The organism is Actinoallomurus sp. CA-150999 (assembly GCF_050942425.1).
In the GTDB taxonomy this organism is placed as follows: Bacteria; Actinomycetota; Actinomycetes; order Streptosporangiales; family Streptosporangiaceae; genus Actinoallomurus.
Map to the genome: position 1 here is coordinate 112466 of NZ_CP192063.1, position 19310 is coordinate 131775.

Annotated in this window: 20 protein-coding genes; 8 read left to right on the top strand and 12 right to left on the bottom strand. The window is 71.4% G+C overall.

The genetic code is table 11. From position 1 onward, the window contains the following. Window positions 1-85: 85 nt before the first annotated feature. From ACQP2O_RS00585 to ACQP2O_RS00615, 7 genes are all read right to left on the bottom strand, one after another. Entirely contained in the window at window positions 86-1063 is a 978-nt protein-coding gene (locus tag ACQP2O_RS00585; protein ID WP_433179141.1) for a CU044_5270 family protein, read from the bottom strand. Then, window positions 1060-1689, bottom strand: a complete 630-nt coding sequence (locus tag ACQP2O_RS00590; RefSeq protein ID WP_433179142.1) for an RNA polymerase sigma factor — start codon at window positions 1687-1689, stop codon at window positions 1060-1062. Before ACQP2O_RS00590 ends, ACQP2O_RS00585 begins: the two co-directional genes overlap by 4 nt. A gap of 70 nt (window positions 1690-1759) precedes the next feature. Next, on the bottom strand, window positions 1760-2512 hold the full coding sequence (locus ACQP2O_RS00595; protein WP_433179143.1) for a helix-hairpin-helix domain-containing protein: 753 nt from the start codon (window positions 2510-2512) through the stop codon (window positions 1760-1762). Window positions 2513-2588: 76 nt separating this feature from the next. Further along, complete coding sequence (locus tag ACQP2O_RS00600) at window positions 2589-4121, bottom strand: long-chain-fatty-acid--CoA ligase (RefSeq protein WP_433179145.1); 1533 nt, start codon at window positions 4119-4121, stop codon at window positions 2589-2591. Window positions 4122-4163: 42 nt separating this feature from the next. Beyond that, window positions 4164-4334 (bottom strand): hypothetical protein, encoded by a 171-nt coding sequence (locus ACQP2O_RS00605; protein ID WP_360881891.1) that lies wholly within the window; start codon window positions 4332-4334, stop codon window positions 4164-4166. A 371-nt stretch (window positions 4335-4705) separates the two neighbouring features. Continuing rightward, the gene (locus ACQP2O_RS00610; protein ID WP_433179146.1) at window positions 4706-5239 is read right to left on the bottom strand and encodes a hypothetical protein; all 534 of its coding nucleotides are present in this window, start codon (window positions 5237-5239) and stop codon (window positions 4706-4708) included. A gap of 79 nt (window positions 5240-5318) precedes the next feature. After that, complete coding sequence (locus ACQP2O_RS00615; protein WP_433179147.1) at window positions 5319-5702, bottom strand: hypothetical protein; 384 nt, start codon at window positions 5700-5702, stop codon at window positions 5319-5321. Between the two features lie 235 nt (window positions 5703-5937). Between ACQP2O_RS00615 and ACQP2O_RS00620 the strand changes: the two genes are divergently transcribed. From ACQP2O_RS00620 to ACQP2O_RS00630, 3 genes are read left to right on the top strand one after another with little or no spacing between them, the layout of a single operon-like run. Then, entirely contained in the window at window positions 5938-6273 is a 336-nt protein-coding gene (locus ACQP2O_RS00620; protein WP_360881883.1) for an STAS domain-containing protein, read from the top strand. Window positions 6274-6293: 20 nt separating this feature from the next. Beyond that, window positions 6294-7022: a glycosyltransferase family 2 protein gene (locus ACQP2O_RS00625; protein ID WP_433179148.1), complete on the top strand. Its 729-nt coding sequence runs from the start codon at window positions 6294-6296 to the stop codon at window positions 7020-7022. Window positions 7023-7038: 16 nt separating this feature from the next. Next, on the top strand, window positions 7039-8733 hold the full coding sequence (locus ACQP2O_RS00630; RefSeq protein WP_433179149.1) for a polyprenol phosphomannose-dependent alpha 1,6 mannosyltransferase MptB: 1695 nt from the start codon (window positions 7039-7041) through the stop codon (window positions 8731-8733). On the opposite strand, the gene ACQP2O_RS00635 is transcribed toward ACQP2O_RS00630, so the two are convergent. Continuing rightward, a complete protein-coding gene (locus tag ACQP2O_RS00635; protein ID WP_433179151.1) occupies window positions 8618-10810 on the bottom strand; it encodes a hypothetical protein in 2193 nt (730 codons plus the stop codon). The two genes, ACQP2O_RS00630 and ACQP2O_RS00635, sit on opposite strands and share 116 nt — an antisense overlap. Before the next feature lie 218 nt (window positions 10811-11028). Between ACQP2O_RS00635 and ACQP2O_RS00640 the strand changes: the two genes are divergently transcribed. The 3 genes from ACQP2O_RS00640 (at window position 11029) to pheA (ending at window position 13792) form a co-directional block, all read left to right on the top strand. Further along, entirely contained in the window at window positions 11029-12279 is a 1251-nt protein-coding gene (locus ACQP2O_RS00640; protein ID WP_433179152.1) for a glycosyltransferase 87 family protein, read from the top strand. Then, window positions 12276-12731, top strand: a complete 456-nt coding sequence (locus ACQP2O_RS00645; protein WP_433179153.1) for a DUF4446 family protein — start codon at window positions 12276-12278, stop codon at window positions 12729-12731. The genes ACQP2O_RS00640 and ACQP2O_RS00645 overlap by 4 nt, the downstream gene beginning before the upstream one ends. Before the next feature lie 86 nt (window positions 12732-12817). Continuing rightward, window positions 12818-13792 carry a prephenate dehydratase gene (gene pheA / locus ACQP2O_RS00650; protein ID WP_433179154.1) on the top strand — a complete coding sequence of 325 codons (975 nt, stop codon included), beginning with the start codon at window positions 12818-12820 and terminating at the stop codon, window positions 13790-13792. A gap of 454 nt (window positions 13793-14246) precedes the next feature. Here the strand turns inward: pheA and ACQP2O_RS00655 are convergent, their stop codons facing one another. Continuing rightward, window positions 14247-15041, bottom strand: coding sequence for an inositol monophosphatase family protein (locus ACQP2O_RS00655; protein WP_433179155.1), 795 nt, complete (start codon window positions 15039-15041; stop codon window positions 14247-14249). A gap of 164 nt (window positions 15042-15205) precedes the next feature. Between ACQP2O_RS00655 and serS the strand changes: the two genes are divergently transcribed. Further along, window positions 15206-16468, top strand: coding sequence for a serine--tRNA ligase (serS, locus tag ACQP2O_RS00660; protein ID WP_433179156.1), 1263 nt, complete (start codon window positions 15206-15208; stop codon window positions 16466-16468). After that, entirely contained in the window at window positions 16465-17262 is a 798-nt protein-coding gene (locus ACQP2O_RS00665) for an HAD family hydrolase (protein ID WP_433179157.1), read from the top strand. Before serS ends, ACQP2O_RS00665 begins: the two co-directional genes overlap by 4 nt. Window positions 17263-17317: 55 nt before the next feature. Here ACQP2O_RS00665 and ACQP2O_RS00670 read toward each other — a convergent pair whose 3' ends face one another. From ACQP2O_RS00670 to ACQP2O_RS00680, 3 genes are all read right to left on the bottom strand, one after another. Further along, complete coding sequence (locus ACQP2O_RS00670) at window positions 17318-18025, bottom strand: hypothetical protein (RefSeq protein WP_433179158.1); 708 nt, start codon at window positions 18023-18025, stop codon at window positions 17318-17320. Beyond that, the gene (locus tag ACQP2O_RS00675; RefSeq protein WP_433179159.1) at window positions 18022-18648 is read right to left on the bottom strand and encodes an RNA polymerase sigma factor; all 627 of its coding nucleotides are present in this window, start codon (window positions 18646-18648) and stop codon (window positions 18022-18024) included. The genes ACQP2O_RS00670 and ACQP2O_RS00675 overlap by 4 nt, the downstream gene beginning before the upstream one ends. 123 nt (window positions 18649-18771) lie before the next feature. Further along, window positions 18772-19302 carry a bacterial proteasome activator family protein gene (locus tag ACQP2O_RS00680; protein ID WP_433179160.1) on the bottom strand — a complete coding sequence of 177 codons (531 nt, stop codon included), beginning with the start codon at window positions 19300-19302 and terminating at the stop codon, window positions 18772-18774. Between the last annotated feature and the right edge of the window lie 8 nt (window positions 19303-19310).

A 19310-nucleotide genomic window follows, 5' to 3' on the forward strand; every position in this document is an offset into this window, starting at 1 on the left:
ACGGGACAGGGGTGACGTGAGGGACGCGAGACGCGAGGCCCAGGCGATGCCCGAGCCTCGCGTCTCAACCGACTACCGGGACGATCTACCGGGGCGCCTCATTGGTCCACCCGGCGTTGGTCTGCTCCGTGCCGCTCATCTTCTTGTCGGAGTCGCCGAAGCCGGCGCTCTTCAGCTGCGAGGTCGCCGGATCGAGGACCAGCCTCCCCCAGCCGTCGCTGTAGCGGATCTTCAGACCCACGCCGCCCTTCACCGGACCGAGGTTCTGTACCTCCGGAAGTGCGGCGAGGGCACGGAACGCGGCGGCGCGGACCGCCGGCGGAGCCGGCGTCATCTTGAGCAGGCTGCCCAGCCCCGCGCTGATGACTTCATCCTTGGTCATTCCATGGCCGACGGCCTTCATCTCCCTGCTGTTCCGGGTGATGTAGGTTCTGAGCGCGTTCGGATCGGCCGGCAGCCGCTGGATCTGCTGGAAGCTCAGCATGATGTCGTTCACGCCGAAGCCGTTGTTCCAGAACCCGTGCTTGGCCCCGTTGACCACGATCGGACTGTTCGGTGCGCCCGACCTGGCCCAGGACTTGCCGTCGCGCCGGGTCCACGTCTCGATCACTGAGCCGCCGGTGCCGCTGCTGTCCGTCTTGGTGTAGTACGTCCTGACGTGCCAGTACGTGCCGGATCCGGCGGGGGCGTGCTCGGCGGTGGTCGCCGCCGCGAGCAGGACCTGCTTGCCGGATAGCGCCACGGCCGGGTGGGAGACCGAGCCGCTCGCGTGGGTCGCGGTCGGGGTGGACTTCCCGGAGCCTGCGGTGCCGATGACCACGGCGGCGGCGGTCGCGCCGGCGACGGCGGTCAGTGCCGCTCCGAGGATGACAGGGCGGCGCTTCGGCGAGCGACGGCGCGGGGCCTGCTCGGCCGAGCGGAGGTCCTGGTGGATCTGGCTCATCACGAACTCCTGGATTCGTCGGTGACGGCCGCTCGGCAGGTCCCGTTCCGCCGACGGCGGAAGCAACCGGGCCAGCTCCTCGCGATCGTCGCGGCCGGGCTGAGTCGGGGTGGTGTTCATCGGGCTTTCTCCTGAGCGGACCGGACCGCGATCTCGCGGTCACCTTCTCCCTGTCCGTGGCCGGTGTGCGGTTCCCGATCTCCGTCGGGCGGCCGAAGCCTTCCGGCGGCGACGAGTTTGTGCAGCTTCTTGCGTGCCCTCGACAGCCGGGAACGTACGGTGCCGACCGGGATGCCGAGCGCCTCGGCCGCCTCGCCGTAGTCGAGCCCGGACCACACACAGAGCGCCAGCACCTCCCGCTCGGGCTTCCGTAGCGCGGCCAGAGCCGTACGAACGAGGTCGAGACGTTCTCGGTCGTCGATGCGGCTCGTGACCTCCTCGGCGAAGTCCGGGACCGCGTCCTGCCCGGGAAGCCGTGCCAGCGCGCCGTCGTACCGCCGGGCGGCGCGGCGCACGTTCCGCGCGACGTTGGTGGCGATGCCGAGGAGCCAGGGGCGCAGTGAGCCACCGTCGGCGTCGACCCGGTCGCGGAACCGCCAGGCGTCGAGGAAGGTCAGCGAGACGACCTCCTCCGCCGTCGACCAGTTCCCCGTCAGGCGGAAGGCGTGGTTGTAGACCGAGCGCACGTGTTCGTCGAACAGTTCTCGGAACGCGTCCGGATCCCCGGCCCGTACCCGGGCGCGCATATTCATCTCCACGGCACAGGACTGTCCGGCCGGCCCTGGCCGGTTCCCGTGACCTGGATCACATGCCGGATCAGGGCAGGAAGACGGCGTACTCCGCGATCTCGGGCAGGAGGTCGGGGTGCAGGTCGGCGGTTGCCGCGAGCTCCTCCGCCGAAGAGAATCCGCCGACGTGGTCGCGGACGGTCGCGATGTGCTCGGCCAACTCCGGCGTCACTCCGGAGAACATCGTGAGGACCTGCGCGGGCACGTGGTTGACGTCGACGAGCCCGCCGTCGTCGTACTGGCGGGGCAGGTCAGGACGGCCGATCCGCAGCTCCCGGGCGAGGACGATGTCGGCGGCGGCCTGCTCGCGGGCCTTGTATCGCAGCTCACGCCGGAGGTTGGCGGCCGCGACGGCCTGGGCGTTGAGGTTGGCGGGCGGAGGCCCGACCGGGCCGACCGGGCGGATCGGGGGGCCGGGGGGCCCGATCGGCGGCATCGGACGGCCGTTGAACAGCAGGACGCCGTACGGGTCGACCGCGATGACCAGGCGCTTCTCGGTCCCGGTGATGGCGAGGATCACCCAGACGGGCAGCCACAGGCCGCACAGCAGCAGCGTGATGAGCAGGTGCAGGACGTGGTTCACCTGGCCGCCGCTGACCAGCACCGCCTGGGTGTCGGACTGCGCCTGGACGCGCCATCCGAACGAGGCCTGCCGCATGACCGCGTTGCCCAGGATCGCGCGGAGCTGCTCGGGCGGTAGGGGCGCCCCTACCGGCTGCCCCGGGAAACCCGGCGACTGCCCGGGCGGGATCGGTGGCGGACCGGGCGGGAACGGATTCATGATCTCCCCCTGCGTGCGCGGCTCGGGCGGCGGCTGCTCTGGCGGGTCCGGCTCCCTCCGCTCGGCTCAGGCTGTGTCAACGAACCGCACGGCTCTCATGCTCCCAGTACGGCTTGCGAAGCTCGCGCTTGAGCACCTTGCCGGTCGGGTTGCGGGGGATGGCCTCCGACCATTCCACGGAGGTCGGGCACTTGAAATGGGCCAGCCTGCTCCGGCAGAAGTCGATCAGCTCGCGCTCGCCGATCTCGGCGTCGCGGACGACGAAGGCCTTCGGCGTCTCACCCCACTTGTCGTCCGGCACGCCGATGACCGCGCAGTCGGTCACGGCGGGGTGGCTCATCAGGACGTTCTCCACCTCGGCGGGGTAGATGTTCTCCCCACCTGAGATGATCATGTCCTTCACGCGGTCGTGGATGTAGAGGTAGCCGTCCTCGTCGAGGTAGCCGGCGTCGCCGGTGCGCAGCCAGCCGCCGGGGAGCATGACGTCCCGGGTGGCCTCGTCCAGCGACCAGTAGCCCTTCATGTTCTGCGCGGTCCGGCAGACGATCTCGCCGACCCGTCCGGGTGGCAGCGGCTCGCCGGTCGCCGGGTCGACGATCTTCAGCTCGGTGCCGGGGTTGGCGATGCCCGCGCTGCGCAGCCGCGGACTGTCGGGCACGTGGTCGGCCGGGGGCAGGTGGGTGACGGCCCCCGTCGTCTCCGTCATGCCGTACACCTGCATGAAGTCGCACGAAGGCAGCATCTCCAGCGCACCGCGCAGCACGTCCTCGCTGATCGGCGAGGCCCCGTAGATGACGAGACGGAGGCTGGACAGGTCCGCCTCCCGAACCTGCGGCAGCTGCTGCATGAACAGCAGGAGCACCGGGACGAGGAAGACGTGGGTGACCTTGTGCTCCTCGATGGATCGCGCGATCCCGATCGGATCGGGCTCCCGCACGATCACGGCGGGGATGCCGGCGTAGATCCCGATGACCGCGAGGGCGCACCCGGCGATGTGATAGATCGGCATCGCGACCATCAGCACGCTGTCCGGGCGGATGTCCCAGAGCTCCTCGCTCGTCCGTAGCCCGGCCAGGAAGTTCTCGTGGGTCAGCATGACCCCTTTGGGCCGGCCGGTGGTGCCCGAGGAGTACAGCTGGACGAACACCTCGCCGGACTCGTCGCGGGGCCCGGCGTCCCGGTCGGTCCACGCACCGTAGTCCGTGTAGCCGTGATCGGTGCCACCGATGACGATCAGGTGCTCGGTGTGGCGCAGGCGGCCGGCGATGGCGTCCAGCACCGGAACGAATTCCGGCCCGACGACGAGCACCGGGGCCTGCGCGTTGTCGACGATGTAGGCGATCTCATCGGCGGACAGCCGGTAATTGATGGGAACCTGCACGGCTCCGGCCCGCGCCGCGCCGAACAGCAGCTCGGCGTAGGCCAGTGAGTTCTTGTCGAGCACGGCGACCCGGTCGCCGGGGCGTACGCCGGACGCCCGGAGGGACTCCGCGACCTGGTCCGCACGCCGGTCGAATTCCCGGTACGTGACGCGGACGCCTTCGTAGCTGAAGGCGGTCTCGTCTGGGTGTTCGCTTGCCCGGTCGCGAAGGATGCCCGTGAGGCTCATGGCCGAATCATCCGTGCCATCCATACGACGACACAAGACCCGCTATCTGCTCTTCGCCATTTTGCTGATCACCGTGACGATCACGGCGCCGATGACCGCGAGAACGCCGAGCCAGAGCAAGAACTTCAATGCGGAGATGAGCATTCCGAGGACCGTGAACAACAGCCAGATCGCCAGCAGTATCCCGATGATGGTGAGAATCGCACGCCCCATGAGGCGAGCGTACGCGGTTGGGACGCGGAGACAGTGCATTTCAGGCCGATCCCGGTCATGATCGCCGTCGCGTCGCGTGCCGCCATCTGTCGGTGCCGGCTGTGGACAACCGGTGGACAACCCGTGGACAAAATCGCGACGTGCGCTGGGGAACTCGGAAATCGCGACGCTTCGTCGCTGGTCAAAGCCGGTTTTCAAGCGCTGTGGGCGCCGTGGATGTCGGAACGCACAGCCTGTGGATAACTTGCTCCACCAGGCGTCCGTCCGCTCCTGTCGTCACCGGGCCGCCTCCTGTCCGGAGGTGGCGGCCCGACGCGTTCAGCGAGCCCGTACGCCGGGGATCGCGGGCCCGGCGGGTGCCCGCGGGTCGGTCATCCGCAGGACTTGCCCCACGCCTTCACGAGCGCGGCCGGCACCTTGCCGCAGGGGGAGCCTCCGGTGTCGCCCTCGTAACTCCAGTCGGTTCCGTTCGGGCTCTTCCAGACGAACGGGCCGTCCTGCTTGGTCGCCGGATCGTTCTTGAGTGAGATCTCGCCGATGGCGTAATACACGCCCCCGGCCTTTCCGTAGTGCGTTTCCGACGGGCCGACGACGTCGGACGTTTTCTCCTTCGGGTGTTTCTTCATCGCATTCATCAGGTAGGCGTCGACCAGAGCGGAGCGGACCGACGACGTCACCGGCAGCACGGTCGCGCCCTTGCCGGAGGCCTGGCCCTTTCCGGTTCCGCCGGACTTCCCGGTGGATTTACCGCTCGATTTCGACGGGCTTCCGGCTCCGGCGGAACTGGAAGCTCCCGGCGCGCTCGCGCTCGGCTGCGCGTCGGAGGAATCCTTCTTGGAACCGCATCCGGTGAGGACCAGTGCGGACAGGCCGATGGCGGCGGTAAGCCCCATCGCCTTGGGCATCGTTTTCGTCATGCATCGGTAGATGCTTCAAGATCACGGTTGGTTGGGGACGAAGAATAACGAAATGATCGCGGCCGCGTCAGGCCCCCGGTGGCCGGTCGACCATGTCCCGGACGGCGCGGAACGTCGGGCAGGGCCAGCGCCACATGCAGGCGCGACACCGGCGAAGCGGGTTGGCGACGTCGCTGGTGATGCCTCCGGAGTCCTGCGGCCGGTGCAGGTCGATGATGCGCAGGGTCATCTCGCAGAAGGCGGTGACGTCGTCGCGGGCGGAGGCGAGGAAAACAATGTCCTCCCGGGCCAGCCGGGCCTTGACCGGAACGTAGCCCTCGCGGTTCACCAGGCGCGAGACATATTGCGTAATAGACCGCCATGAACTGGATTTTTCCGAACGATCGCGAATGGTTTCCAGCCGCTCGCGAACCCGGTGGCGCCCCGGGTCGCCGGGTCTCTCGCTCGTCATCGTCCCAGCTTCTCGCACCGGCGACGCGCCGGTGGGTGGATTCACGCACTTCGACGCCGAGAATTGAGAAGATCTCCCCGACGCAGCTTTGGCACCTGAATTGCCGGATATTTCGCTCGTAAGCCGCAGAAGTCGTCGGCTCGTCGGCAAAGCGCATCCCACCGACTGGCAACGGCCGTTCCCTAATCTCGTTCGGCTCTGGTTCACCCGCTCCGAGAGCGCTAGTGTGCGGCTCGTGGAGCTAAAGGTCTCGACCGCGTCTCAGGGGGGTCACGCCGTCGTATCCGTCTACGGCGAGGTCGATCTCTATACGGCGCCAAGATTGCAAGCCGAGCTGGCCTCGCTCGTTCGCGACGGCGCCGGCCGGGTCGTGGTGGACCTGAGCGGGGTCGAGTTCTGTGACTCGACAGGGATGAACGTCCTGCTCTCGGCCATGAAACGACTCCGTGAGCACGGGGGCTCGCTCGAGCTCGCGTCGCCGCGTCCGGCCGTCCGCCGCATCCTTCAGGTCACGGGCCTCGACACGGTGTTCTCCGTGCACGATGCCCTACCGGCCCTCGAAGGCACCTGACCGCCACTACCATCGCCTTCATGCAGGCGGACACGGCCGTCATCATCGCGGCCAAGGACGAGCAGGACCGGATCGCCTCGACGGTGGAGGCGGCGGCGTCGCTGCCCGGCGTCGACCTCGTGGTCGTGGTCGACGACGGGTCCACCGACGCCACCGGACGGCTCGCCGAGGGCGCGGGCGCGAAGGTCGTACGGCACTCGCGCAACCGCGGCAAGGGCGCCGCGATGGAGACGGGCGCCGCCGCGGTGCGCCTGCTCGACGGCGACGTCCCCCGGCACCTGCTGTTCCTCGACGCCGACCTGGGCGACACGGCGCGCCAGGCCGGGCCGCTGATCGAGCCGGTCCGCACCGGGTCCGCCGCCATGTCCATCGCGGCCTTCAGCGACCGGGTGAAACTCGGCGGCCACGGCTTCGTGGTCCGGCTGTCCCGCGACGGCATCAAGCGCCTCACCGGCTGGACCGCCACGCAGCCGCTGAACGGCCAGCGCTGCCTCACCCGCGAGGCGTTCGAGGCGGCCCTGCCCCTCGCCCCCGGATTCGGGGTCGAGACCGGCCTCACGGTCGACCTCCTGCACAAGGGGTTCAAGGTGACCGAGGTCGAGGTCCCCCTGGCGCACCGTGCCACCGGCACCGACTGGCGAGCCCAGCTGCACCGGGCCCGGCAGTTCCGGGACGTCGGGCGCGCGCTCGCGGCACGGGAGCCCGCCGTGACCCGGCAGCTCGCCCGGCTCCGTCGTGCCACGCGCTGACCGATCGGGCCACGTCGTGTCACGCGCTGACCGAGCAGGCTACGCCGGCCTGGCCGCCGCCGCGCTCGGCCTGGCCTGCTTCCTGACCGTGGCCCTGCTCGGACCCTCGGTGATGGAGCCGGCCCTGCCCGGAGGTTCCGGACAGCCGCCCTACTCCCTCGGCGTCCACCCCTCCCCGCACCTCGTCATCGTGCTGACCGCGATCGGCGCCGGGCTCTCCGCGCTGGGCATCGGCCTGTGCCTGTACGCCTCCCGCCGTGGCTGGTGGATCTCGCCGCGGATCCTCCTGATCGCCGGAGGCGTCGCGGCGGTCGCGTTCATGTTCATGCCGCCCATCGGCTCGGCCGACCACCTCAACTACGCCGCGTACGGCCGCATGGCGGTCACCGGAAACGACCCGTACGCCACCGCGGCGCGCGGCCTGCCGGCCGACCCGGTGATCGGCGCGGTGCAGGACTGGCGGGACGCGCCCACCCTGTACGGGCCGATCGCCACCGCGCAGCAGACGTTCGCGTCGTTGATCGGCGGGCGCTCGGTCCGGCTCACCGTCTTCGTGATGTCGGTGACGCAGGTCGTGGCCTTCCTGACCGTCGGCCTGCTGCTCGCCCACGCCACGCGCGGCGACCGGGAGCGGCGGCTGCGCGCCGCGCTGCTGTGGTCGGCCAATCCGCTCATGCTGTACGCGCTGGTCGGCGGGGCGCACAACGACGTTCTCGCGCTGGCGTTCGCGGTCGCCGGGCTGGTCGTGTTCGCGCTGCCCGATCCACCGTGGTCGCGCCAGACGGACACCCGGACCCTCGGCCGGTGCGTCGCGGCCGGCATCCTCATCGGCGCGGGCGCCGCCGTGAAGATCAATGTGGCGATCGTCGCCGGGGGACCGGCCTGGATCCTGCTCCGCGACTGGTGGGAGGCCCGCCGGGCGACCGGAGCCGGGCGGGCGCCGGCCCGGAGCGGCGCCGGAGCGGCGGCCGCACGGCTGGTGGCGCTCCCCCTCACGGCGGCCGTGGTCACCGGCCTGGCGTACCTCATGGCCGGACCGCACTCCTTCGACCAGCTGGGCCGCGCGTCCCGGGCGGTGGCGCTGGCCACGCCCTGGCACCTGTTCGCCGGGGCGGGGGGCGGGCTCCTGCTGACACTGCCCCGCTCGGTGGTCCAGCGCGGTGCGATCGTCCTGACCGTCGTCCTGGCGGTCCTGCTGCTGCGCGCGACGCCCCGGCCGGGCGTCCGCGACGTGGGCGAGGTCACGGACACGACCGGGGAGGACGCGCTCCGGGTCAGCGCCGTGCTGGCGATCGCCTGGCTGTTCGCCGCCCCGTACGCCCTGCCCTGGTACGACGGCCTCGGCTGGGCGATGCTCGCGCTCGTGTCCACCCCCGTGACCGCGCCCGACCGCCCCTCTGCGGCCGCGCCGGACCGCTCGCCTGTGTCCACCCCCGTGGCTGCGCCCCGCCACCCCCTGGCCTGGTCGCGGATCGACGGGCTGATCCTGGCCCGGACGACCGTGCTGGTCCTCGCCTACCTGCCGGCCCGGGACCCGCGGCTCGCCGGGCTCCCGCACGCCCTCGACTGGCTGGTGACCGGCGTGCGCTCGCGCGTCACGCCTGCTGTGCTGACGGCTCTTCTGATGGCTCTGGTCGTGGTGGCTGTTCGGGCCCGCCGAGCTCCAGCGCCCGTACGCTCGCCGCGAGCGCCAGCGGGACCGCGACCGTGAACGCCATGGCCGGGATCGCCGCCCCGGAGTCGTTCACGAGCATGCCGACCACGGCGGTGACCAGTACGGCGAAGAACGTGGCCCGCAGCGCGGGAGCGCGCTCGTAGGCCATCTGCAGCGCGGCGGCGCGCCAGGCCAGCGGCCGCAGCAGCGCGAAGAACAAGAACCCGATGCCGGCCACGATGATCACCGTCAGCTGCCAGTGGCTGAGCGTGCCGATCATGCCGCGGAACTTCCGGAACAGCACCGTGCCCGCGTCGCCGCTCACCAGGTTGTTCCAGAACTCACCGATGTGGGTGGGGTTCGCCCGCAGCGAGTCGAGGAAGGAGACGCCCAGGACGAGTACGGCCCCGGCCGCCAGCACCGCGATCACCCGCGTGGGCCGGACCCGGCGGCCGGTCAGCATGAACGCGAACGCCGCGAACCCGGGGATCGTCGCGATGATGCCGCCGAAGTCCGCACCCCACATCGGCGCGCCGTCGACGACCAGCGCCGCCAGCCCGGCGGCGACGACGAGGACGAGAGGCAGGAGGCGACGGTCGCCGCGACCGGCGATCAGCCGCCCCGCCAGCGCCCCGGTCGCGATGATCACACCGGTTATCCACAGGGCCCACGTCGTGTTGCCGAAGCCGTAGAACCGGCCGGCGACGACCGGGGTGTAGCCGAGAACGCTGCAGTTCTGCAGGTGGTTGCCGGTCACCACGTCGAGGGTCAGGAACAGCGCCGTCGCGCCGGCCACGACCGCGCCCGGGCCGGTCACGGACCGGCGCCACGGACCGGCGAGCGCGGCGGCCGTGACCACGGCGACGCCGAGCAGCACGAGCAGGGTCAGCGTCAGCGCCGGGTGCCCGCTCCTCCACCACGGGTAGACGTTCGCCAGGAACGACGCCACCGGCAGCGCTCCGGCGGCCAGCGCCAGCGCCTTCGTCGTCGCCAGCAGCCCGTGTCCCTTACGGCGCAGCGCGACGGTCGCGAAGGCGTACAGCCCGATCTGCACCGCGATGAGGACGAGGTAGAAGGGGAAGACGAGCCGGTCGTACACCCGCGCGTGGGTGTCCCGGTCCGTCAGCGCGCGGACGACGCGGCCCACGGATGCCGACTTGCGCCCGTCGAGGCGCCACGGCGAGCCGATCGCGTCCGTCGGCTGCTTGGCGCCGAGGGTGTGCAGGACCGTCGAGGTCACGTCGGTGAGCGTGACCAGGCCGCTCGTGCGCGTGGAGTTCGCCGTGAGGTAGCGCGGGCCGTACCCGGGGCCGGTGGCCATGGCGACGTGCAGGCGGCCGGTGCTGGTGTTGTCGGACAGCCCGGCCAGCAGCACGGTCGTGCCGGCGGGCGCCGCCCGGAGGATCTTGCCGATCTGGGCGTCGGCGGCCGAGACCGCCGTCGCGCGTCCCTTGTCGGTGACGTGGACCTGGTGGCCGTTCACGTCCACGCCGGCGTTGATGTAGGCGCGGACGACGTCGTCGACGTCGACGACCGTGAGCGCGCAGCGCGACCAGGCGTCCGCCGGCGTCTTGTCCACCGAGGGGGTGTACCCGTCCACCCGGCCCGTGCCGTCCGCCGCGCCGACCGCCGCGCCCGGACCGATCGCCATCGTGCAGCCCCCGGCCCGGTGCACCGCGTCGCCCAGCAGGCCCAGCTTCGAGCCGTACTTGTTGTGCGCGTTGTCCTGGCGCAACCCGGCGAAGCCCGGCACCGCCGTCCCGCTCGGCGCGGGCGGCAGGCCACAGCCGCCGTGGCGCAGCTGTGACCGCTGGCCCGCCGACACGGTCAGCCAGCCGTCGATCGGGCAGGTGTGCCCGGCCACGGTCTTGACCGACAGCGAGCCGACGGCGGCCTGGCCGGTGAGGTTCCAGAGGTTGGGCGCGGTGGTCCGGCGGATGTCGCCCCAGCGCAGGCCCGGCACACCGATCAGCAGGACCCGGCCCTGGATCTTGGCGGGCGGCGCGGCCGTCTCCGTGGCCGACGCCGCGGCCGCGGTCTCCGGCAGCAGGCCCAGCAACGCGGCCGCGAACCCCACCAGCACGGCGATCGCCGCGCTCCTGCGGTGACGTTCCGCCATCCGTGGCCGTGCCACGATCACCTCCGGGTATCTGGGGGACCTCCCCAGGCTGGGGACCTCCCCAGGCTAGTGCCGCGTCCGAGTTGCTCGCGGATGTACGCGATTTTGCGGATCTTGCTGGCCGGTTGCGGGCAACGGGAATCGGACGTCGCGGGCTCTTCGCGCGGTTCCCCGCGTCACCGGCGTTCGGCGGTGTGGCCGTGCCGGTGCCGGACTTGGGACAGGATGGACCCATGGCTGAGCGAAGGACGAAACGCGAGATCGCGATGGTCGTCGCGGGTATCGCGATCGTCGTGGCCGCGGTGGGGCCGCTCGCCCTGCACTGGCTGACCAACCCGCCCGACCAGCGCATGGTCGACCTGGACGTCTACCGGTCCGGCGGGCAGGCCGTGCTGCGCGGGGCCCCGGTCTACGACTTCCTGACCCAGCCGCCGCAGCTACTCCCGTTCACCTATCCGCCCTTCGCCGTGCTGGTGGCGGTGCCGCTCGCCCTGCTGCCGTGGGCCGTCGCCCAGTGGCTGTGGGTCGGGCTCGTCCTGCTCGCCGTGACCATCACCGTGCGGTACGCCTTCCGCGCCCTGCTCGCCAGGGTCGGCCTGTGGGCGCCGGTGCTCACGGGCGTTCTCGTCGCGCTGTGCGCCTACCCCATGCCGCTGCGGGACCAGATCCGCTTCGGGCAGGTCGACGTCTTCCTCGTGGCGATGTGCGTGGCCGACTGCGCCGCGCCGCGGCCTCGTTGGCCACGGGGCCTGCTCATCGGGCTCGCCACGGCGGTCAAGCTCATCCCCGGCGTCTTCATCGTCTACTTCCTGATCACCGGTCGGCGCCGGGAGGCGGGCACGGCGATCGCCGGCGCGGTCGCCGCCACGCTCGGCACGTTCCTCCTCCTGCCGGTGGACTCGGCCGACTACTGGTTCGGCGCCCTCTTCGACAGCGAACGCCTCGGTTCCAACACCGCGACCACGAACCAGTCGATCCGCGGCATGCTGCTGCGGCTCTACCTGCCCGGCCCGGTCACGGCCCTCATCTGGCTCGCGTGCGTCGGGGTGATCGCTTACTTCGGCTTCCGCGCCGCGCGCCGTACCGTGCTGGCGGGCGACGAGATCGGGGGTGTCGCGATCACCGGGCTGATCGCGGTGGCCGTCTCGCCGGTCTCCTGGATTCATCATCTCGCCTGGCTGGTCGTCATCTTCGGGGCCATCGTGGGCACCGGCCGCGACCCGCGAAGGCTCGCGCTGGCGGCCGGGGTCTGGCTGTTCTACGTGCTCACGATCCCGTGGTGGGGGATCACTATGCTCGCTCACCACCTCGCACCGCGGCCGATTGGGCGAATCGTCCAAGATGCGTACGGTCTCGGGGCCCTGGGACTCCTTCTCCTCTTCTGCCGTCGGCGGCCCGCGCGGAAGGTACCGGAAAGAGAATCTCCGCGTGATCGCGTGGATACGTCGCGTGAGAACTCCCCGGTGGGTACGCTCGGACCGTGATCCTTATCACGATCGCCTTGGCCGCTGTCGGCATCGGCGGGCTCGGCCTCTATGCCGGGCTCAGCGCCCGGCGCCGCGCCACGCGGGCCGTCGAGGAATGCACCGAGATGATGCGCCGCCGCCTGCAGGTCAGCGCCGGTGCCACCGACGACCGCGCCATCCGCGACGTCGCCATCGTCCACTATGACGCGCTTCGCGAGGAGTCCGGCGGTCTGTCGTTCTCGCTCGCCCTGCTCAACTCCGCCGGCGACGGAGTCGTGCTCACCTCCATCAACGGGCGCACCGAGACCCGCACCTATGCCAAGATCGTGCAGAGTGGCCGCAGCCTCCAGTTGCTCTCTCCCGAAGAGGACCAGGTCGTACGCGCGGCCAGGCTCGGTCAGGGGCCGCAGATCCGGCTCGACGACGGGCGCGACATCGGCGTGAACAGCCGATCGTCCACGTCCACCTGACCCGAACCCCCGGTCACTTCCAGGCGCCGACCGGCCGTAACCTGGGATGACGCCGGACCGAAGCAGCAGCGGCATAAGGGGACTCCGTGACCGACGACAGCCCGCGAGACGGGGCGGCACCGGCCGACCGCCCGGAGCGGTTCGCCTATTTCGGCCCTGAGGGCACCTTCACCGAGGCCGCCCTGCTCACCCTTCCCGCGGCGCGGGCGGGCACCCGCGAGCCGTTCTCGACGGTTCCGATGGCGCTCGACGCGGTCCGCCGCGGCGACGCGGACGCCGCGATGGTCCCCCTGGAGAACTCCGTCGAGGGCCCGGTGACCACGACCGTCGACGAACTCGCCGACGGCGACGTGCTCCTCATCACCGATGAGGTGCTCATCCCCGTCGAGTTCTCGCTGCTGGTCCGCCCCGGCACGGCGATGGAGGACGTCAAGAGCATCTGCACCCACCCGCACGCGCACGCGCAGTGCCGCCGGTGGCTCGCCCATACGCTCCCGCACGCCCAGGTGACGACGGGCACGTCCACGGCCGGCGCCGCCATGGCGGTCGCCGACGCCACCTCGGGCTTCGACGCCGCGATCGCCGCCCCGATCGCCGGTGAGCGGTACGGCCTCACGGCCGCCGCGGGCAACATCGCCGACCGCCCCGGCGCCGTGACCCGGTTCGTCCTCGTACGGCCGCCCGGCCCGCCCGTCCAGCCCACGGGCTTCGACCGCACGTCGCTGATGGCCTACCTCACCGACGACCACGCGGGCGCCCTGCTGGAGTTCCTGACGGAGTTCGCGGTCCGCGGCGTCAACCTGACCCTGATCCAGTCCCGGCCGACCGGCGACGGCTTCGGCCGCTACCGCTTCTGGATCGACTGCGAGGGCCACGTCGCGGACGCCCGCGTCGGCGAGGCGCTCATGGGCCTGCGCCGCATCTGCCCCGGCATCCGCTTCCTCGGCAGCTACCCGCGAGCCGACCACGGCCGCACCGAGATCCGCCGCGGCACCCACGACGACGACTTCGCCGAGGCGTCCGCCTGGCTGCACGCCATCCGCTCCGGCCACGACCTGTGACGAACGGGCGGTGACCCCGGGGTCCCCAGTGGAGTCACCGCCCGTTCGATGCGGCTCCTGGCCTCGTTCGGGCGACGTGGTCGCCGACGCCACCGCCGGCAGACAGCGCCATCGCCCGCAACGCGGCGCGCCAAGTGCCGTCCGGGGCGGTCTGGAGGTCCTCCTCGTGACGGACGGCGGCGACCCCCAGTACGCCACCGCCGTCCGATCCGGCCCGTCGCCGTCGAACGGCAGGAAGGTGCCGGACTGTGCGGCGAGCGGCGCCGATCACGCCTTCGTGATCATTCCTGGTCGGTGAGTGAGCGGCAAAGCCTTTCAGCCAGGGATGAAACCCGGTGCCCATCAGGGGCGGAATCGACGCGTGCTCGCCGAGATCTTCGCCCTGGGCATGAATCTGCGCGGCTCGTGCTCTCCGGCGGGGCGAGCACGAGCCGCCCCGCCGGGCGCGGCTCTGTCAACGCGTCAGCCGAGTCAGCACGTCGTCATGCAGCAGCCCGTTGGTGACGACGGCACACTCCCGATCGACGCGCGGCTCGCCCGCCAGGTCGCTGAACCGGCCGCCGGCCTCCTCGACGATCACCTGGATCGGCGCGTTGTCCCAGATCTTGCCGCGAGGGTTCAGGCTGACGTCGCATCGGCCCTCGGCGACGAGCATCTGACCCCAGAAGCACGCCGACGCGAACTCGTACCGCGTCGCCTTGGACAGCCCGACGATGCCGGGCACCAGGCCGCGCCGCTCCCAGTGGTCCAGCGCGGCGTACGAGAGGTGCGCGTCCGCCAGGTCGTCGACCGCCGACACCCGCATCCGCCGCGCCGTACGGCCGTCACCGGAGCCGTCCACCGGCGGACCGCTGGTGTAGGCGCCATGGCCATGGGACGCCCACCAGCGGCGGCCCATCGCCGGGGATGACACCACGCCGACGGTGATCCGGCCCTGTTCCTCCAGCGCGATCAGGGTCGCGAACACCTCGATCCCCCGCGTGTAGTTGTCCGTGTGGTCGACGGGGTCGAGGATCCACCGGCGCCCCTCGCCCGGCGTCTCCTCGAACTCCTCGCCGACGACGCCGTCGTCCGGCCGGTGCTCCGCGATGAGCGACCGCAGGGCGCGTTCGGTCGCGAGGTCCGCCTCCGTCACCGCCGACCGGTCCGGCTTGGTCCGTACATCGAGGTCGGCGCTCCGGAACCGGCTCATCGTGATCGTGTCCGCCCGGTCCGCCAGGAACAGCGCGAAGGAGAGGTCGTCGTCCATGCCCGTGACTCTCCCATCCGCGTCGCACCGGCCGGTGAACGGACGACGCATCGCCGACGACATCGTCGCCTCACCGCCCCCTCGCGCGGCCGCCTTCGGCACCGGCGCCCGGATGATCGGTTATTGGGTCGGTCAGGGGTGGCCCGGACGGTAGCCTCGTGTCTGTGATTGACCTGCGAGCCCTTCGAAACGATCCCGACCGGCTGCGTGCGAGCCAGCGCGCCCGGGGCGAGGACGAGGCCGTCGTCGACCGGCTGCTCGACCTGGACGAGCGGCGCCGCTCCGCGCTGAGCGGCTTCGAGTCCCTGCGGGCGGAGCAGAAGAGTTTCGGCAAGTCGGTGTCGAAGGCGCAGGGCGAGGAGCGTCAGAAGCTGCTCGACCGGGCGAAGGAGCTCGCCCAGCAGGTCAAGGAGGCCGACGCCGAGGCACAGCGGCTCGAGCAGGAGCTGCAGGACGTGCTGCGCGTCGTGCCGAACATCGTGGAGGAGGGCGCGCCCGCCGGCGGCGAGGAGGACTACGTCGTCCTGGAAGAGATCGGCACCCCGCCCACGTTCGACTTCGAGCCGAAGGACCACCTGGAGCTGGGCGAGCGGCTCGGCGCGATCGACATGGAGCGCGGCGCGAAGGTCTCGGGCGCCCGGTTCTACTTCCTGACGGGCGTGGGCGCCCAGCTGCAGATGGCGCTGCTCAACCTCGCGATGGAGCAGGCGATCGAGGCCGGGTTCGTGCCGATGATCCCGCCGGTGCTGGTCAAGCCGGAGTCGATGGAGGGCACCGGGTTCCTCGGCGCGCACGCGTCGGAGGTCTACCACCTGGCCGAGGACGATCTGTACCTCGTGGGCACCTCCGAGGTGCCGCTGGCCGCCTACCACCGCGACGAGATCCTCACCGGTGACCTGCCCCGGCGCTACGTCGGCTGGTCGTCCTGCTTCCGGCGGGAGGCCGGATCGTACGGCAAGGACACCCGCGGCATCATCCGGGTGCACCAGTTCGACAAGGTGGAGATGTTCTCCTACTGCGATCCGGAGGACTCGCACGAGGAGCACCTGCGCCTGCTGGACTGGGAGAAGCAGATGCTCGCCAAGGTCGAGCTGCCCTACCGGGTGATCGACGTGGCAGCGGGCGACCTGGGTACGAGCGCGGCCCGCAAGTACGACTGCGAGGCCTGGGTGCCGACGCAGAGCCGCTACCGCGAGCTGACCTCGACCTCCAACTGCACGGAGTTCCAGGCGCGCCGGCTGTCCGTACGCTTCCGCGACGGCGAGGGCCGGACCCGTCCGGTGGCGACGCTGAACGGCACGCTGGCCACGACCCGGTGGATCGTCGCGATCCTGGAGAACCACCAGCAGGCCGACGGTTCGGTGCGCGTTCCGCAGGCGTTGCGGAAGTACCTCGGCCGTGAGGTGCTCGAGCCCGTGGCGCGATGACGCCGCCGCGGGCGGTCGCCACGGACCTGGACGGCACCGTCGTCCGCAGCGACTACACGGTGTCCGAGCGGACCGTGGCGGCGTTCGCCCGGGTGGAGCGGGCGGGCGCGATGCTCGTGCTCGTGACGGGGCGTCCGCCGCGCTGGATGCACTCGGTCGCCGACGCGGTCGCGCACCGGGGGCTGGCGATCTGCGCGAACGGCGCGATCGTCTACGACATGCACACCGAGCAGGTCGTGGACACGCACCTGATCCCGGTGGACGCGCTCCGGACGGCCGTCGAGGTGCTCGGCGAGGCCTTGCCGGGGGTCGGCTTCGCGGTCGAGCACGGCGACGGGCTGGTCTACGCGGACGGGTTCCAGCTGTCACGCTGGGATTCGCGGACGGCCCCGGCCCCCACGCCGATCGAGGAGCTCGTGTCGCGGCCGGCCGCCAAGCTGCTGGCCCGCCACCCCGAACTGCAGGCCGACGCGCTGCTGGCGGAGGTGCGGGCGCTGGTGGGCGACGTCGTCCTGCCCACCCACTCCAACGGCGACCGGTTGATCGAGATCAGCGCGCTGGGGGTGTCCAAGGCCAGCACGCTCGCCGAGCTGTGCGCCCGGCACGCCATCGACGCCGCCGACGTGGTGGCGTTCGGCGACATGCCGAACGACCTGCCGATGCTGGCCTGGGCGGGCCGGTCGTACGCCGTGGCCAACGCCCACCCCGACGTGCTGGCCGCCGTCCACCACAAGGTCGCGGCCAACGACGAGGACGGCGTGGCCCGCACGATCGAGGAGCTGTTCCCCGAGTGACGGACGCGGCCGGCGCGGCGACGTCGCCGGCCGCGGTCCAGCACGAGACCTGGGCTCAGGGGTGCTCGATCCCCACGAGGCGTACGGTGTCGTGCTCGGGCTCGAGGCCGTACGAGGTGCACCGGTTGTGGGCGTCGTAGCCGGTCACGGTGACCTTCCAGCCGGGCAGCCGTAGTGCGGTGAGCCGCTCGCGAACGTACCGCTCCGCGTCCGGCTGCGACACGCAACGGGCGAAGCGCTCGTGCAGGTCGGTGTCGAGCCGCCGTACGGCCTCGAACCTCGCGCGTTCGGCCGGCGACGCCGTACGCGTCGGGACGAGGCCCATCCTCTCGCACGTGCCCGCGGCGCCGGGGAAGACACCGACCGGGCCGGTCTTGAGGAGGCAGCTCACCAGCGGCGGCGCGGCGTGGACACCCTTCTTCACATGGCCCTTGCGCCACTCTTTCGCGCACGCGTCGAGCGGTGTCCTGTCGCCGACCCGCAGGATGGTGATGTCGCTCGTGTTCAGGTCGGCGCGGTCGTGGCATTCGACGTTCGTCGTGTCGGCCGCGCCGCCGCCGTCCCAGAACTGCGTCGTCGCGGTGGCGATCCCGCCTCCGGCGATCACCGCGCCCACGGTGATCCCGGTGATCCAGCGGGCCTTGCGGGAGAGGCGGCGGCGCCGCTCTTTCGGTGTGATCTCGGCCACGAGGTGCTCCCTGCGCTGAGCGTGCCGGGCCGGTGGCAGGTCACGCTCGGGAGGCACGCGCTCCCAGTCGTTCATGACGTTCCCTTCCTGGTCCGGGACGCAGTGGTTGTGTCACCCTGTCTGTGGCCGCCGGACGCCGAGGGTTCCCGGGCTTCCATGTCCCGGAGCCGGGCCCGGGCACGGGAGAGCCGCGAGCGCACCGTCCCCACCGGGACGTCGAGGGCGGTCGCGGCGTCCTCGTACGACAGGCCGTCCCACAGGCACAGCTCGATCACGTCCCGGTCGGCGGCGGGCAGTCGCCGCAGCAGTTCGGTGACGCGTCGCATGGCGCGTTCGTCGTCGAGGCGGTCGCCGACGTCGTCGGCGGGGTCGGGTTCGGGCAGGGCGGGCGGGACGCGGGCGAGCGCCGCTTGGTGCCGGCGCATCGAGCGGCGGGCGTTGCGTAGCACGTTGTTCGCGACGCCGAGGAACCAGGGCAGCGCCGTTTCCCGGGCGATGCGCACGTCGTCGCGGCGGCGCCAGGACTCGAGGAACACGACCGAGGTCAGGTCCTCGGCCATCGACCAGTCGCTCGTCCGGCGGAAGCAGTGGTTGTAGACGGCGCGCGCGTGCCGGTCGAAGAGCGTCCCGAACGCCTCGGGCTCGCCGTCGACCGCCCGCGCCCACAGCTCCGCGTCCGTGGGCAGATGATCAGTCACATCAGGTCCGTGTCCGCTCCTGCGGCGCGGGTTCCCACGACGGCGCCGAGACAGGAGACGGCGCGGGTCCGGCGTCGTGCCGGACCCGCGCCGCGCGGTCCTGATCGGGTACGGGCCCGGGGCCTACAGGTAGGGGCCGGACGAGTGGCCCGGGCCCGACTCGTCCTGCTGCGGGATCACACCCGGAGGAAGGGCGCGCCGCATCTGCTCCAGCTGGGCGCGGGCGGCCATCTGCTGGGCGAACAGCGTGGTCTGGATGCCGTGGAAGAGCCCTTCGAGCCAGCCGACGAGCTGCGCCTGGGCGACGCGGAGCTCCGCCTCGCTGGGCGTGGTGCCGGTGTTGGTGAACGGCAGGGAGATGCGCTCCAGCTCCGCGATCAGCTCGGGCGCGAGGCCGTCCTCGAGCTCCTTGATCGAACGCTGGTGGATCTCCGCCAGACGCGCCCGGCTGGCCTCGTCGAGGGGCGCCGCGCGCACCTCCTCGAGGAGCTGCCGGATCATGCTGCCGATGCGCATGACCTTGGCGGGCTGCTCGACCATCTCGGTGATCGGGCGCTCCTCCGAGTCGTCGGTGTTCTCCCCGGCCATCATGGGCAAGCCGTTCGGGCCGACGACGACGACCTGAGGGTCTTCGCTGTTCAGTGGATTATTCATAGATTTCC

What these genes read in the sequence shown, in the direction of transcription:
- ACQP2O_RS00585 (WP_433179141.1), bottom strand. Translation starts at nt 1,063, where the DNA reads ATGAACACCACCCCGACTCAGCCCGGCCGCGACGATCGCGAGGAGCTG.
- ACQP2O_RS00590 (WP_433179142.1), bottom strand. Translation starts at nt 1,689, where the DNA reads ATGCGCGCCCGGGTACGGGCCGGGGATCCGGACGCGTTCCGAGAACTG.
- ACQP2O_RS00595 (WP_433179143.1), bottom strand. Translation starts at nt 2,512, where the DNA reads ATGAATCCGTTCCCGCCCGGTCCGCCACCGATCCCGCCCGGGCAGTCG.
- ACQP2O_RS00600 (WP_433179145.1), bottom strand. Translation starts at nt 4,121, where the DNA reads ATGAGCCTCACGGGCATCCTTCGCGACCGGGCAAGCGAACACCCAGAC.
- ACQP2O_RS00605 (WP_360881891.1), bottom strand. Translation starts at nt 4,334, where the DNA reads ATGGGGCGTGCGATTCTCACCATCATCGGGATACTGCTGGCGATCTGG.
- ACQP2O_RS00610 (WP_433179146.1), bottom strand. Translation starts at nt 5,239, where the DNA reads ATGCCCAAGGCGATGGGGCTTACCGCCGCCATCGGCCTGTCCGCACTG.
- ACQP2O_RS00615 (WP_433179147.1), bottom strand. Translation starts at nt 5,702, where the DNA reads ATGACGAGCGAGAGACCCGGCGACCCGGGGCGCCACCGGGTTCGCGAG.
- ACQP2O_RS00625 (WP_433179148.1), top strand. Translation starts at nt 6,294, where the DNA reads ATGCAGGCGGACACGGCCGTCATCATCGCGGCCAAGGACGAGCAGGAC.
- ACQP2O_RS00640 (WP_433179152.1), top strand. Translation starts at nt 11,029, where the DNA reads ATGGCTGAGCGAAGGACGAAACGCGAGATCGCGATGGTCGTCGCGGGT.
- ACQP2O_RS00655 (WP_433179155.1), bottom strand. Translation starts at nt 15,041, where the DNA reads ATGGACGACGACCTCTCCTTCGCGCTGTTCCTGGCGGACCGGGCGGAC.
- ACQP2O_RS00665 (WP_433179157.1), top strand. Translation starts at nt 16,465, where the DNA reads ATGACGCCGCCGCGGGCGGTCGCCACGGACCTGGACGGCACCGTCGTC.
- ACQP2O_RS00670 (WP_433179158.1), bottom strand. Translation starts at nt 18,025, where the DNA reads ATGAACGACTGGGAGCGCGTGCCTCCCGAGCGTGACCTGCCACCGGCC.
- ACQP2O_RS00680 (WP_433179160.1), bottom strand. Translation starts at nt 19,302, where the DNA reads ATGAATAATCCACTGAACAGCGAAGACCCTCAGGTCGTCGTCGTCGGC.